12 protein-coding genes are annotated in these 15612 nt (G+C 50.6%); 3 read left to right on the top strand and 9 right to left on the bottom strand.

From position 1 onward, the window contains the following. Positions 1-78: 78 nt before the first annotated feature. The 3 genes from ODZ53_RS23445 to ODZ53_RS23435 are packed head-to-tail and all read left to right on the top strand — an operon-like array spanning position 79 to position 3597. A complete protein-coding gene (locus ODZ53_RS23445; RefSeq protein WP_015892467.1) occupies positions 79-465 on the top strand; it encodes a DUF4280 domain-containing protein in 387 nt (128 codons plus the stop codon). Positions 466-484: 19 nt separating this feature from the next. Beyond that, positions 485-2158, top strand: coding sequence for an MORN repeat-containing protein (locus tag ODZ53_RS23440; protein ID WP_372680437.1), 1674 nt, complete (start codon positions 485-487; stop codon positions 2156-2158). A gap of 2 nt (positions 2159-2160) precedes the next feature. Then, positions 2161-3597, top strand: coding sequence for an eCIS core domain-containing protein (locus tag ODZ53_RS23435; protein WP_372680435.1), 1437 nt, complete (start codon positions 2161-2163; stop codon positions 3595-3597). A 54-nt stretch (positions 3598-3651) separates the two neighbouring features. On the opposite strand, the gene ODZ53_RS23430 is transcribed toward ODZ53_RS23435, so the two are convergent. The 9 genes from ODZ53_RS23430 to dpaL all read right to left on the bottom strand — a co-directional run bounded on the left by ODZ53_RS23430 (position 3652) and on the right by dpaL (position 15399). Continuing rightward, the gene (locus tag ODZ53_RS23430) at positions 3652-4290 is read right to left on the bottom strand and encodes a pyridoxamine 5'-phosphate oxidase family protein (protein WP_372680433.1); all 639 of its coding nucleotides are present in this window, start codon (positions 4288-4290) and stop codon (positions 3652-3654) included. Positions 4291-4363: 73 nt separating this feature from the next. Beyond that, on the bottom strand, positions 4364-5704 hold the full coding sequence (locus ODZ53_RS23425) for a YjiH family protein (protein ID WP_372680432.1): 1341 nt from the start codon (positions 5702-5704) through the stop codon (positions 4364-4366). A 72-nt stretch (positions 5705-5776) separates the two neighbouring features. Beyond that, positions 5777-7051: an imidazolonepropionase gene (gene hutI, locus ODZ53_RS23420; protein ID WP_372680430.1), complete on the bottom strand. Its 1275-nt coding sequence runs from the start codon at positions 7049-7051 to the stop codon at positions 5777-5779. Between the two features lie 5 nt (positions 7052-7056). After that, complete coding sequence (hutU, locus tag ODZ53_RS23415; protein ID WP_372680511.1) at positions 7057-8727, bottom strand: urocanate hydratase; 1671 nt, start codon at positions 8725-8727, stop codon at positions 7057-7059. A gap of 163 nt (positions 8728-8890) precedes the next feature. After that, a complete protein-coding gene (locus ODZ53_RS23410) occupies positions 8891-10387 on the bottom strand; it encodes a helix-turn-helix domain-containing protein (protein WP_372680428.1) in 1497 nt (498 codons plus the stop codon). 98 nt (positions 10388-10485) lie between these two features. After that, complete coding sequence (gene lepB / locus ODZ53_RS23405; RefSeq protein WP_015892475.1) at positions 10486-11043, bottom strand: signal peptidase I; 558 nt, start codon at positions 11041-11043, stop codon at positions 10486-10488. A gap of 98 nt (positions 11044-11141) precedes the next feature. Beyond that, complete coding sequence (locus ODZ53_RS23400) at positions 11142-12923, bottom strand: sigma-54-dependent Fis family transcriptional regulator (protein ID WP_372680426.1); 1782 nt, start codon at positions 12921-12923, stop codon at positions 11142-11144. Between the two features lie 74 nt (positions 12924-12997). Then, positions 12998-14158, bottom strand: a complete 1161-nt coding sequence (locus tag ODZ53_RS23395; protein WP_372680424.1) for an ArgE/DapE family deacylase — start codon at positions 14156-14158, stop codon at positions 12998-13000. Beyond that, positions 14155-15399, bottom strand: a complete 1245-nt coding sequence (gene dpaL, locus ODZ53_RS23390) for a diaminopropionate ammonia-lyase (protein ID WP_372680422.1) — start codon at positions 15397-15399, stop codon at positions 14155-14157. Before dpaL ends, ODZ53_RS23395 begins: the two co-directional genes overlap by 4 nt. Between the last annotated feature and the right edge of the window lie 213 nt (positions 15400-15612).

Genomic DNA, 15612 nt, shown 5'->3' with positions numbered 1-15612 from the left:
CTCTATTTGACATTTATACTACTATACAGATTGATTTTCAATATCTTACCAGATGACTTATGAAAAGGAGTTGGCTTCATGGGACAACTCGTCTGCGGAGGAGCTATGCTACAGTGCAGCTTTGGTGCTGCTCCCAGTTCACTCATGGTGCTCCCGGTGAATCGCGTCACAACCAGTATGCCGATCGCAAACATTATGGACAATAAACCGATGGTAAACGTCCTTCCATTCGGGATGTGCAATACGATGTCCAACCCTCAGGTCGCAGCAGCCACAGCGGCGAAGCTGGGCGTTTTCACTCCGGTCCCCTGCGTTCCTGTCACAGCCGCCCCTTGGGTTCCTGGCTCCCCTACTGTTCTCGTAGCCAACATGCCTGCCCTCAACCAAACCTCCAAGCTCATGTGTAGCTGGGGTGGCGTCATTTCGATCACGAACCCCGGACAAGCGACGATTCAGGTTCCCTGACGAGTAGGGAGGTTACGATATGGACAAACAACTCCAAAAGCTAACGGAACAAACAATTGTCGACCCGCTCACCCAGCCGCTCAAAAAATGGGGGCAGGATTGGATAAAAAAAGGAGCCGCCCTCCCCAAACAAGCCCTCGATTGGATCAAGAACGGCATTGCCGGACTATTCACCAAAAAAGAAACTTCACTCAACGATTACATGCATATCGGCCGTTTTTACATCGCCAAACGCTTTCTCATTTTGACAGGACTATTCCTCCTTGTCCTGACCTACTTTCTTTTCATCAACCCTCCCGATGCCCTTAACCGCTTTTTGCAACGTCCCATCGTCATTCATTTAAAAACTCCCAATCAACAGATTTCCGACACGGGTCTGGCGATCATTTACAACCCGGAAGGCACGATGATCTATTCTGGCCAGCTCGTGGACGGTCTGTATGACGGAAAAGGCGAGCTCTATGACGACAATGGGAAGCTTCTATACAGCGGCGAGTTTAAAAGCGGCACTCCGCAAGGCTTCGGCAAAGGATACCGGAAAGGCGTTCTCGTCTATCAAGGCGGGTTTGAAAATGGGGTATACGCTGGTCAAGGAGCATTGTACAACGACAACCAGCAAGTTGTTTTTCAGGGAGATTTCAAAAATGGGGAGCTGGATGGAGCCGGTCAGGAATTGTACACAAATGGCGTAATCAAATACGAAGGCGCTTTTAAAAATGGGGTGTATAACGGAGCTGGCAGACTTTTTACGAAGGATGGAAAGCTGCTCTACGACGGAATGTTTGACAATGGATTCTACGGCGGCGAAGGAACTGATTACTACGAAAACGGGCTCGCTCAGTATAAAGGTCAATTTGTGGACGGCAGATACAACGGGGCCGGGAGTCTTTTTGATCGGGATGGCAAGCTCGTGTATGAAGGTCATTTTCGAAACGGGCACTTCAATGGAGCCGGAACCAAATTCTCCACCAATGGCAGCATCGTTTATCAAGGTGATTTTTTGCTGGGTGTGTATCATGGGCAGGGCGAGCTGAAAGATGCAAGTGGCATAACGCTGTATAAAGGCGGCTTTGCCGAAGGGCATTATCACGGAACGGGAGAGCTTCGTTCTGCTGAAGACGCACTGTTGTATCAAGGGCAATTTCGGGCAGGTGCATACGACGGCATCGGGGTACTCTACGACAAGGAAGGCTTGCCGTTGTACAAGGGGTACTTCCGCGAAGGGCGCATTGATTTGCCAGGATTCATTGGCATCTCCCGGAGCAAGCTGGAGGAAATCATGGGCAAGCCCGACGATGACACACCGAAGGAAGTCGAAGGTGCTGCCCCTCCTCCTGCTGATCAAAAAGCACCCGAAGTTCCACCAGCGAAAGGTACCACCTTATTACCACAAAAGCTGGCGTATCGTGAAATGAACATGGCTATTACACTTGAACCAGCACCCGGACACCCTGGCAAACAGATTGTCACTGCCGTCCACGTCTATCACCCACAGGTCATCTCGATCGTCAAAGAAGATCGGAGCGAGCTCGACAGCAAAGCGGCCATTTTGCCCAAGACATCCTCCACGTACGCTAACCGCACTGGCGCTATCACGAGCTATTTGGTCGACCCGTATCTGTATCTCTATTTCTATCAAGCACAGCAAAAGGAACCCGTACAATTGGACGTGACAAAAGTAGAGGGGGTGTAATCATGCGACGCTATGAAACTAGCAAGCCGTCTATGGATGCGACCCGTGAAAAACCGGGTGCACCTGTTTCCAGACCCATGCTCCAAATGAATCAGGTCCAAAGAAAGGCGAGTCACTCTTCCCACATCCTTTCTCTACAAAAGACTCTTGGCAATCAGGCTGTGCAGCGCATGTTAGCGAAGACTCCCTTGCAAAAATCGGAGAATCTCTCTGCCGGCAGCGGTCGCTCCCTCCCTGATTCCGTCCAAGCAAAAATGGAGAATGCTTTTCACACTGATTTTTCAGATGTACAGATTCATCCAGAATCGTCTGTTGCCTCCCAAATCGGGGCGGTTGCCTTTGCCCAAGGGAATGACATTCACTTTGCCCCGGGGACGTATCAGCCAGAGACGCAAAGCGGTCAGCAGCTACTCGGTCATGAGCTGACACATGTGGTTCAGCAACGACAAGGACGGGTACAAGCGAACGTTCCAGATTCCAGCTTGCCCATCAATGATGATCCGGCTCTGGAAGCGGAAGCGGATCGCTATGGGTCACTGGCTGCCACAGGCACCATGACAGAACGCACAGGTACGGATACTGGTAGTTCCGTATCATCTCCGATTATCCAAGGCACTTGGGACGAAGATGTAAAAGATGCACGCAGAATGTGGGACAAACATGTGGAAAAAACAAATAACCTGGATGAAGGAACGGTAAATGAGCTTTTTGAGCAAGTGGACGACGTAGATAACTACTTTGCCAAAGTACGTTACGGTATCAGTCTGCACGCCAAAATTTCCGATATTTTCTCGGTTACGGGTGGGAATTATACAGAACTGGAGGAGGCACAGCGTCTATTCGGAGAAAATATCACGCCCTTTTTCGGAAAGGATAAGGACGACGATCCTGACATTGATTACACTTATTTGGAGGAGCAGCAAAACGACACGCCTAAGGAAGACCGCATGCTGGAGGAGGATGAGGATGATTCAACCGTTTCCTACGAGGAAAAACGTGTGGCTATGGAGATCAAGACAATCAGCTCTCATGACGATTCCCAAATTGGCTCCCGGATTCATGAAGCGATCGGTCAATTAGACAAGCGGCGGGATACGAATCGATATAAAGAGTATGTCATTGTCATTCAAAAGTATCATCCTGAAAACCCTTGGCCGTACACCGCTGCCGAAAATAAAGCCAACGCCCCACTGGGTGATCTCAAGGCTAGACTGACCGCTAGATTGGGCAATATGAACAGTCTGCCAGGGTATGATATCAAGGTCATTTTCCGGGGCATTACAAAAGGAACCCCAACGGGGGGAACCGGAAACGTCGACCCGGTCTTCATAATCCCGGAACATATACGTTATTCGAACATGCCCTCTTATACAGTCGAATGCTATTACTGTGGCAGCTCCAATACTGGGTGGTTGGTAGGCGACCCTATCCCTGAATAAACCGAAAACGGCAGGCTCCACAACGAAATGGGAGAACTGCCGTTTTTCCTATGCTTAATACAATCGATTCGTATAGCTGTCTTGCAAGCCCTCTGCCACTTCTTTTGCCGTCACACCCGGAAGCTTCACATGATCCGCCAGCATTTGTGCGACATTAGGAGTCGTCCCCTCTGTCGGCCAGGACTCCGGCTTCCATAGACCAGAGCGCATAAATGCCTTCGCACAGTGGACGAAGCACTCCTCTACCTTTACTCCGATTCCGAGCGTTGGCGCCTTCCCGTTTACCGCCATCTTCGCCAGTATTTCTTCATCGCGAATAATGCAAGCCTTACCGTTCACGCGGAACGTCTCTTCCAGCGTAGGAATCAAAAAGATAAGCCCAATATGCGGGTTGACCAAAATATTCGTGATAGAGTCCATCCGCTTGTTTCCTGGGCGCTCGGGGATGACCAGATGGTGATCATCGATGACATGTACAAAGCCAGGCGCATCTCCACGTGGCGAAGCATCGCAATGGCCATCTTTGTCTGCTGTGGCAATGATGAGAAATGGTGCTTGGGCAATGTAATTTCGGCTATGGTCATCCAGCTGGGGTATCGCCTTGTTCTGTACGAGACGACTTGGCTCTCCGACCATTTCGCGCAGTTGCTGCTCTGACGTAATAACATCACGGAAAATTCCGAATCCTGACATGACTAGCCCCTCTTTCCTCTGCATGTTCGAACCTGCCACCATCATACCATAATTGTCCATTGGCTATTCATGATTAGGGCAGAAGCAGGAAGGCTAACGGGGTAACAAACAGCAGCGTTAGGATCGTACGCTCTACCCAAATCACCAGAAGCTTTGGAATACTAATCGGAATCTCGGTAGACAAAATGCAAGGAATCGTCGCGGAAAAGAACAGGATAGAAGAAACCGAAACAACGGCAATGACAAACTTGGTGACCAGAGGCGCTTTTACCACTAGTAGTGCGGGTAAAAACATTTCGGCAATTTCGATCGCTGACGCTTTTGCCGCCAGCATCGGCTCTGGAATTTGCAAGAGCCATGTTAGTGGATAAAACAAGTAGCCCAGCCAGTCAAACAAAGGGGTAAATTCGGCCAGTACCAACCCAAGCAAACCGACCGACATGATGGACGGAAGAATACTCATGGTCATGATAAAACCATCCCGCAAGTTCTCCCAAATGTTCCGTTTAAGCGGCAGTGCTTTTCCCGCTGCATCCATTGCTTCCATCCACGCCTGACGCAGCCGTTTTTCCTTGATTACTTTTTCAGGATCGCCGTTGTCCTGGTAATACGCATCGCTCATCTTGGACAGCGGCCAAATACGCACAGTCACTGCGGTTACGAGAAACGTCACCACGAGCGACACCCAGAAGTAAAGATTCCAGTAATTCATCAAATCCAATGTTTTTGCAATCACGATCATAAATGTCGCAGAAACGGTGGAAAAGCCGGTTGCAATAATGACTGCTTCTTTTATTGTATATTTGCCTTCTTTGAATACCCGGTTCGTGATCAAAAGACCGATCGAATAGCTTCCCACAAAGGATGCCACCGCATCTACTGCAGAGCGGCCAGGTGTTTTCCAAATCGGGCGCATGATCGGTTGTACCAATACCCCAATAAACTCCAAAAGGCCGTAGCCAACTAGCAGAGCCAAGAACACGGAGCCGATCGGAACCACCATGCCTACGGGAATCACCAGCTTTTCGAAGAGAAAAGGCCCCATATTCTTGTCCAGCAACCATGCAGGACCCGCCTGAAAATAAATCAACAGAGCGATAGGCACACCCAGTACTTTTAGCGCCGAAAAGACGAGGTTTACTTTGCTCTGCTTCCAACTGCCCGTCACAAACGGATAAATGGCCCCAAGCACAATCACAAGCAAAGCGTACACCGGTATTGCACCCGGCATGATTTGACGAACCCATGTCACGATGTGATCGAGCATAATTGAGCTTGTGTCATTAACGGTAACAGGAATAAAAAAGACGAAAATACCAATAAGGCTAAAAACAAAAAACTTCCAAGCATGTGTGGTGGATACGGCTTGCTGACTAGGATGCGGCGCAAGATTGCTGTTCGAAATATTGCCCATACATGTCCCCCCATTTCAAAGACAAGCCGGTCTCCTCCACTTCTATCCGTTTTTCTTTTGCTCTCTCTCGTATTACGCCAGTCTGCCCCGAGCAACGACAATCGTTCCGTTTTTGATGACCGTGTTTACGTGGTTGATTCCATACCGATATTGCAAGGTCATGAAATCAGGAACATCAAAAATCGTGACATCCGCCTTTTTCCCCACCTCAAGGCTGCCGACTTCATGCGCGCAGCGGATTGCGTGAGCAGCATTGATGGTAGCTGCTGTCAGCACCTCAGCTGGCGTCATCCCCATTTTCAGGCAACCCAGATTCATGATGAGTGGAAGCGAAACCGTTGGAGACGAGCCCGGATTGCAATCCGTTGAAATCGCGACAGCCACGCCACGATCGATCATTTTCCTGCCATTTGCTGACTCTGCCATCAGGAAGAATGCCGTACCAGGCAGTAACACAGCGATGACGCCCGCTTCCGCCATCTGTTCAATCCCCTTGTCTGAGGCGCGCAACAAATGATCCGCAGATACCGCTCCAACCGAAGCTGCCAGCTCTGCCCCTTCATACGGTTCGATTTCGTCCGCATGAATCTTCGGCAATAGCCCATGACGGACCCCTGCTTCGAGAATGCGTCGGGATTGCTCCGGGGTGAACACACCTCTTTCGCAAAATACATCGTTAAAAACAGCCAGCTTGCGTCGAGCGACCTCCGGGAGCATTTCCTCGATGACCACGTCTACAAACGCATCCGGATTTTCCTTGTATTCACGTGGCACAGCATGTGCACCCATAAAAGTACTGACGATGTCGATGGGATGTGCTTCGTTCAACTGCTTGGCGACCTCAAGCTGCTTCAGCTCATCCTCCAATGTCAGGCCGTAGCCGCTTTTCGCCTCGACGGTTGTGACTCCATGCAACAGAAACTGGTCAAGACGATGCTTGCTCTGGGCAAACAGCTCTTCATGGGTAGCTGCACGGGTCGCTGCGGTAGTCGAGTGAATTCCGCCGCCATTGTTCATAATCTCCATATAGGTCGCACCATTTAGCCGCATGTTAAACTCGTTTTGCCGACTGCCCGCGTGCACCAGATGTGTATGCGGATCGATCAGCCCTGGCGTGACCAGCTTGCCCGAAGCATCCATGATTTGCGCCTCATGCGCACGGTCTCGATAGCGAAGCGCCAGCTCTTCATCTGGTCCCACACGCTGGATAACGCCGTCTTCCAGCCAGATGCTTCCGTCCTCGATGATCGACAACTCGTTCATTTGCGCTCCTACAACCGGGGAAGAGGAGCCGCCAGCCAGCGTGGCAAGCTGACTGGCGTGGCGAATCCATACAGGTTTTGTCATGGCTTTTACTCCTTCATCATCGGAATGTTGACGCCTTTTTCCTTGGCTGTTTGAATCGCGAGGTCGTAGCCTGCATCCACATGGCGGACGATGCCCATGCCTGGATCGGTCGTGAGGACACGCTCCAGACGACGTGCTGCTTCTGGAGTACCATCGGCCACGATGACCATTCCTGCGTGGAGAGAGTATCCCATGCCAACACCGCCTCCGTGGTGCACAGATACCCAGCTCGCTCCGCCTACCGCATTGATCATGGCATTAAGAATCGGCCAGTCTGCAACCGCATCGCTGCCGTCCTTCATCGCTTCTGTCTCACGGTTTGGCGAAGCAACAGAACCGGAGTCCAGATGGTCACGTCCAATGACGATTGGGGCCGATAGCTCACCGCGTGCCACCATCTCATTGATGATTTGGCCAAAACGCGCACGCTCGCCATAGCCTAACCAGCAAATGCGGGAAGGCAGTCCCTGGAACTGAATGCGCTCCTGTGCCATGCGAATCCAGTTGCACAGATGCGTGTTGTAGGAAAACTCGCGCAGGATGACTTCGTCTGTCTTGTAAATATCCTCAGGATCGCCAGACAGTGCTACCCAACGGAACGGCCCCTTGCCCTCGCAAAACTGTGGACGGATATAGGCTGGCACGAAGCCAGGGAAACGGAACGCATCCTCCACACCCTCGTTTTTTGCCACCTGCCTGATGTTGTTGCCATAGTCGAAAGTGACGGCTCCTTTTTCCTGCATGGCGAGCATCGCGCGTACGTGCTCAGCGATGCTTGCTTTTGCCCGAGATTCGTACGCTTTCGGATCGCGTGTCCGTAGTTCAGCTGCTTCCTCCAGTGACATGCCGATGGGAATGTAGCCATTGAGTGGATCATGCGAGGAGGTCTGGTCCGTCAGCACATCCGGGATAAAGTCGCGAGCCAGCATGGCATTCAGCACTTCGGGAGCATTCCCCAACAAACCGATGGAAATGCCTTTTTTGTCACGTTTCGCTTCTTCCGCCAAGCGGATCGCTTCATCCAGACTAGCTGTCATTACATCCAGGTATTTCGTGTCCAGTCTGCGTTGGATACGGGTCGGGTCCACCTCGATATTGATGCTCACACCGCCATTGAGCGATACGGCCAACGGTTGCGCACCACCCATGCCGCCCAAGCCTGCTGTGACGGTAATCGTTCCAGTAAGCGTGCCTTCAAAATGCTGGCGTGCCAGCTCTGCAAACGTCTCATACGTTCCTTGTACGATGCCCTGGCTGCCAATGTAAATCCAGCTTCCCGCAGTCATTTGTCCGTACATCATCAAACCCTTTTTGTCCAGCTCGTGGAAATGCTCCCAATTCGCCCAGGCAGGCACCAGGTTCGAGTTTGCCAGCAGCACACGCGGTGCATCGGTATGCGATTTGAATACAGCAACTGGCTTCCCAGACTGGATGAGGAGTGTTTCATCGCTCTCTAACGTTTGCAATGTTTTGACAATCGCATCGAAGCATTCCCAGTTCCGTGCCGCCTTGCCAATTCCGCCGTATACGACCAGATCCTCTGTACGCTCCGCTACATCAGGATTGAGGTTGTTCAAAAGCATGCGCAGCGCAGCTTCCTGCACCCATCCCTTTGTATGTAATTGGGTACCTGAAAAGGCTTGGATCAATTGTTCAACGGATTGTGTCGTCTTCATCATTTCCACCTGCTTTTCTAAAAGGATGTACTTCTTAGCTCCATTGTAAAAAAGCACGGAAAGACAAAAAAGACACCGCGCTTTCGATTTGGTGCCTCTAATTTCGATTCACTTGCAACCGCATTCATGGTTTGACAAAAAAATCTGCCTTTTCTTTCGATTTCTATCTTTTCTTCTGATTTCGTAACAAACGTGGGGTTGTCCCTGTCTTTTCCTTAAAAATTTTACTGAAATAATTCGCGTTAATAAATCCACATCGCTCTGCCACCTCTTGGACAGACAAGGATGTTTCGAGAAGCAATCGGCGTGCTTCTTTTACCCGCAACGAAGTGAGAATCTGGCGAAAAGAGCTTCCTTGCTTTTGAGCGAGCAGCGTACTGAAATAGGAAGGGCTCCGGTCGATATAGCGTGCAACTTCCTCCAGGCGAAGTGCCGGATCGGTATAACGTCCTTCTATATAGCGAATCGCCTGTTCCACGACATCCACACGGGATTCGTCGATGGGATGATGAGCAGCATCAAGAAGCTGATTGATGAACAGCAGCAGTTCCACTACGATCCGATACAAGATCGGCGAGTACAGAATCGTTTCGAAAACCCGGTGATACTCTTCTTCCAAAGGTGCGGAGTCAAGACCACGTGATATCATGTACCGTCTGACTTGGGCCAAAATACTCGTTAGCCGAATACGCAACAATCCCGGCTCTGGATAAGGCTCTTCCTTGTAAAAGAAGTGTGTATACAGCCACTGCTTCAACTCTTCCCGATTACCTTCATCCAGCAATTCTACCCAGGTGCGCTGTTCGGCGGGCGTCAAAAATGGGTCTATCATCGTCCAATTCACGGGATTGTCCATAACCGTCACTTGCCGATATCCTTTGAAAAAGCGCACTTGCAGGGCTTGGCTCGCCTCCGCATAATTTTCGTTCAAGCTCTGCTCATGGTTACTTGCGTCATACATGACCAAAAAGAGTGGCGCATCATGGTTTGCTTCCCAGTCCATCAGCAAACGCTTGCCCATTTGGTGGAGCGTAGAAGGCGAGACCGCAGCATCCATTGGAAAAACCCCCACAATGGTCTCCCCTAACGGCAAAAGATCGGGTTTGTCGCGAAACGGATATTCTTCAAAGAAGCGCAGCAGCTCGAGATGCCGCTTCGGGTCCTCCAATTGAGCCAGCATGAGCGAATAAGACTTGGCTTGTACATGCCCGGGGAAAAACAGGTCAAGATACGAGACATCCCTGTGTTTGTCCGCTCCTGTTCCCTTCTCTTCGTTCACTCGCTTCCGATCCAAGCGCTCCTGACAGCATCTCGTCAGGATTCTCCTGATGTATTCCGGTGTCTGTGGCTTTAACCATAGATCGCGTGCAAAAAGTCCAATCCCCTGCATCGCGCGCTCAAATGTCGCCTCTGATGTGGTCACGACAACAGTCGGACGATATTGATCCACCAAAAGCTTCAGTCGGTCCCACTGCCCGCGCCCGATCATGTCCAGTTCAATACAGAGCACTTCCGGTGTATGCGCTTCCATCATTTCAAAAACGTCTTCCATGGTCCCGGCACTATGCACCTTATCATACGGAATGGCATAGCTGTTGACGAGCCATCCGATCCCGATTCTTTCGTTCGGGTCTCGATCCGCTATCAAAATACTGGGCATAAGCTGGCCTCCTTTTTAGAGCGATCAGAAAAGTGAGACATCTTTCCCTATGAAACAAAGGTTGCCCATAAATGGACAACCTTTTCTCCTTCACGGTCTTACTTCTTAAGAGGATTTTCGATCATGGTTCCCATCACATGATCCAGCGGAATAAAGCCAATATCGCGGGAATCTGTGCTGTGATTCCGGTTATCTCCCATGACAAAAATATGATCGGCTGGAACCGTGATCTTTCCGTCTGCTACATATTCCATCGTTTCTTTAATGTATGGTTCGTTCAATGCCTCACCGTTTCGATACACCTTGTTGTCTTTGAACTCCAGTACGTCGCCTGGTTTTCCAATGACGCGCTTGACATACATCGTGTGATCATCAGCTTGACCTGTGACCAGCGACACCAAGGGATGCCCCATGATATCGTCCATCAATGTACGGTTTCGTTCTACCCGACTGTCGATCACGACAATATCGCCGTAATCTGGCAAATAGGAAAACGTGTGTGATAGTTTAGACACATATATGCGCTGTTCGTCTTGTAAGGTAGGGTCCATGGAATGCCCATCAACCTTGAACGGTTGAAATACAAAAATTCCGAGGACAAGAGCGAAAACGACAGCAAAGGTTATCGATCGAATCCATCCTAATACTTCTCTCATTTCTTTTGGCACTCCTTCCTTTTACCACTCTACTTCCGGTATCGAAACCATCATACCACATTATCCGCTCAATCCCAAAAAATCGGCCAGAAGTCGGATCAGGTGATACCGTACTCGCGCAGTTTCCGAAACAGCGTTGCCCGGCTTATGCCTAATAGCGCAGCTGCTTCTTCTTTTCTTCCGTTTCTATCACGGATTTGTTGCATCGCAGTATCGATTGCCGCTCGTTCCAATTCTTTCAGCAGGAGTCCTTGCTTTTGCCAATCAAATGGTCCCTGACTTTCGTCTACGGAATGCGGAGAAGATTCACGTAGCCTTCCCGTTCGAATGGGCAAGCTCGCAGGCTGAACCCAAGAGGTTGCCTCCATATTGACCGCATATTCGATGACATTTTCCAACTCTCGGACGTTTCCTCTCCAGTCGTGATGGAACAGGATGTTTTGTGTCTCCTTGGAAAAGCCGTGCAACCCCTTCCCCACCCGATTCGCATGCGCCAAAAGGATATCGTTTGCCAAAGGCAGGATATCCTCTCTTCGTTCTCGTAGCGAGGGCAAGCGGATGGGAATCACATGCAACCGATAGTACAGGTCCAGCCGAAACAGCCCCGCGTCTACCCGCTGCTGCAAATCCAGATGGGTCGCTGCAATGATCCTTGCCGCTAAGCGTATGGGCTTGCCGTTCCCTCCTATTCGGTACAGTTCCTTTTCTTGCAAAACGCGCAGCAGCTTGCTCTGTAAATGCATAGACATATCCCCGATTTCATCGAGGAACAGTGTGCCTGTACCTGCTACCTCAAACAAACCCGGTTTTCCACCTTTTCGTGCTCCTGTGAATGAGCCTTCCTCGTAACCGAACAACTCGCTTTCCATTAAATGCTCAGGGATTGCGGCGCAATTAATCGAAAGGAACGGCTCCTCACGTCGAGGGCTTGCCTGATGAATGGCTTTGGCAAAGAGCTCCTTTCCTGTTCCACTTTCACCTTGGAGCAGGACAGTCGAATCACTTGCCGCCACACGTCTTGCCACTTCCTTTGCCTGTACAATCGCAGGACTGTTACCACCAATCATCCGAAAAGGGTCGGGCTCCGAATATCCACTTACCTGCCTTGCGATTTGCACGACTTCCTGCACATCATCAAGCGTAATCACCCATTCTTTGACCGTTCCGGCCAGTAGAATGGGCTTGATGGCAAACAAAAATGTCTTGTCTTCCTGCCCGACTGACAAAACGACCTGCTTTGGCGCTGACTGCGCGGCATCTGCAAGTCGGATGGCATCTATCCATTCTGCCGTTTGACTGTCGTCATGATCGAGCTGCAAATATTGACGGGCACGCTGGTTCGCCTGAATAATCCGATTGTCTTGATCGACGAGAAAGACGGCTTTATCCATTTCATCCATGACGACACGCAGCTTTTCTACCGTATGCAGCTGCTCGACGTACAAGTAGTGCTCTTTTAGCTTAATGGCGATCAGCTCGGCCATTTTTTGCAAATAGGTCAATATCGCGTCCACATCTGCAAACAACCGCTCGCGCTGCTCCTCATCGAAAGCGAGTAGGCCGATCACCCCAATATTTTCATTGTCTAATTGTATCGGGCAGCAAATCTCTCCCGTCTCTGTACAATTTCCATAATGCATACAGGGTCGACACCGCTCATCCTGCCCCGGATTCATGATCACAACAGGATGTCCGGCGAGCAACGACTCTCGGTATATATGATCCTCTCCTGCCATCGTCCGCAAGACGCCAGCCTCATTCTTTCCCGTCCCTGCGATCCGCAAAAACTGACTGTCTGCAATCTCTACCTCTACGCGCAGAACGGATGCAACAGCCGAAGCAATCTGTTGCACACTTTCTTGTATTTCTCGCAAGGGCATCTGGCTTCCCCTCCCGTCAATCTCTTGCCTCCATTATAACGTATCACAGGGAAAGCCAGCCCTCTATGCCGTTTTTACTGGCAAAAATCGCAAATTGTCTCCACCAAGATGGCACTCATGTTTACCAAGCTATCCACCTCTACATATTCGACTGCTGCATGCAAACCGGCTCCCACTGGTCCAAACAAGACAGTGGGAATTCCCGCTTCCTGCAACAATGCTGCATCCGTCCATCCCGAGAATCCGCATACTTCGGGAGTTTTACCCATCACGCTCTTACACGCTGCCTGAAGGGCTAAATAAACGGGTTCATCCAGCCCGACCTCAAATGGCTCTCGCAAAAATGACAGCTCGGCGCTTGCTTGAAACGTCTCATCTTCAGCGCTCAGCTTCTGTAGTAATGCTTCGATTTCATTGGCCACGTCTACCTCTGTCTCGCCTGGCAGCGTCCTTCTCTCCCAATCGATGCGGCAATAGTCTGGGTAGGTCGACAGCTCCGTTCCACCCTGAATGAGTGAAGCATGAACAGATGCCGCACCTAGTATCGGATGAACTGGCCCTTGAGCCAACCTGTCTGAAAGACGCTCCAGCTCTTGCAGGACCCTGCCCGCCCGAACGATTGCATCAATCCCTTCTGCTGGACGACTTCCGTGAGCTGCCTTGCCCAGCACCTCGCATTTGACCCAGGCAAAACCTCTGTGTACGACGCCAATCGCCAGGTCGGAAGGCTCACAGCATATCGCCGCATCTGCTTTGTACGCTTTTACCAGCTCCTCCGTGCCGATGCTTTTATATTCCTCGTCAGCGACAAAAGTCAAAATGACATCTCCTGTCAACGGAACCTTTGCTTGTGCGATCGCCTCTACTGCGGCGATCATGGCCCCCAGACTTCCCTTCATGTCCTGACTGCCTCTGCCGAAAATTTTGTTGTCTACAAGGGTAGGCTCAAACGGCGGAATCTCCATGCGCTTGGCACTTACGGTGTCCATATGCCCGTTGAGCATCAAGGATTTGCCACCGCCTGTTCCGCGCAAAATCCCGACGACATTGACCGCTGTGTCGTTAATCGGCGTGACGTGAACCTCCAGTCCTGCCTTCTGTAAACGATCTCGAATAAAAGCAGCAATCTCCTTTTCGCCCGGCCCATCCTCATCGAGGTATGGATTTACGGAGTCGATACGGATTAAGTTCTGCACCAATGAAATCAGTTCGTCTCGATTGATCGTCACGTTCATTTTGTCATCTCCCCCTCTTCCCGGCATGCGCCTTCCCAGATGATGCGTTTGTATATATCCTGATCCGTGTCCCCTTCCGTACTAAAGCACAGAACAACGGAATTTTCATGTAAACCAAGCTGCTCACGCTGTTGATGATACATTGGTTTGCTCATCAAGGCAGCGAGTAGCCCTACGCCGACTGCACCACTTTCCCCGCTCACAATAGAAGGGTCGCCTCCAGTCGGTGCCGCAAGTATACGCATGCCGTTTGCCGCCACGTAATCGGCACAACTGACGAAGAAGTCTGCATGCTCCTGCAAGATTTCCCATGCCAGCGGATTCGGCTCGCCACATGCCAGACCTGCCATGATGGTTCCTAGCTCTCCTGTAGCAGCATGTGGTTGTCCGTCGTTCTCTTCTGCTGAGAGGACCATGCAATTGGCGCTATGCGGTTCGACGATCACGGTTGTTAGGTTTTTGTTTGCTTGCGCTACTACAAAATGTCCCAAGACTGCGGCAGCCATGGAACCGACACCTGCCTGCAAGAATAGATGCGTCGGCTGTTTGGCGTCCGCGGTGGCTGAGAGTTGTTCCATCGCCTCTGCTGCCATCGTCGTATAGCCCTGCATGATCCACGTGGGAATGGTCGTGTAGCCTTCCCATGCCGTATCTTGAATCACTTGCCAACCATGTTCCTTGGCCATTTGTTCTGAGAGACGCACTGCTTCATCGTAGTTTCCATTGATGACGTGAGCTTGTGCGCCGGCCTCGCGGATCGCATCTACCCGTTGTTGGGCGGAGCCTTTGGGCAAGTATACAACGGCATGCTGTCCGAGCGCCTTGGCAGCCCAGGCAACGGCCCTTCCGTGATTGCCATCTGTCGCCGTAACGAAAGTGACTTCTCCAATTCGCTCTTTCACTTCTCGGGAGCACAGTGCCTCGAAGGTCATCTCTTCTGTCGATATGCCCAGCTTCTCGCACAAGAAACGCGCCATCGCGTAAGAAGCTCCCAGAACTTTGAAGGCATTGAGGCCGAAGCGTTTGGACTCATCTTTTACAAGTACTTGTCCTACTCCCAGCTCACGTGCTAACGCAGGCAATGTAAGGAGAGGAGTCGGCTCGTAGTTTGCGAGAGATTGATGAAAGGCTTTGGCAAAACGGGATTCTATTGGGGTTAAATAGGCAGGAATGCGAGCACTCTCGCTATTTTTTCTCTTATTTTTCACGACGTAGATTGATGGTTGATTACGTTTATCCATTTGATGTGTACCTCCTCGGTTGGTTTCATCCTAACTGATACAGCAAGGATCGTGCCAACGGTATGAGGACGTGGATGGCTTATTGTTTTGGTGATGATCGTATCAAAATGAGATTTTGTTGTATCAATTTGATACTTTGAGTCTTTATTTGATACTTGTTATTCCTGCTGCTGTGGTGGGAGGAAACAGGAGAAAACGCTCCAGCTTCTTGGG

Origin of the sequence: Brevibacillus sp. BD137 (assembly GCF_041644655.1) — a bacterium.
GTDB lineage: Bacteria > Bacillota > Bacilli > Brevibacillales > Brevibacillaceae > Brevibacillus > Brevibacillus brevis_D.
Note: the sequence above shows the minus strand (reverse complement) of the source record. Positions and strands in the feature narration are given on the sequence as shown.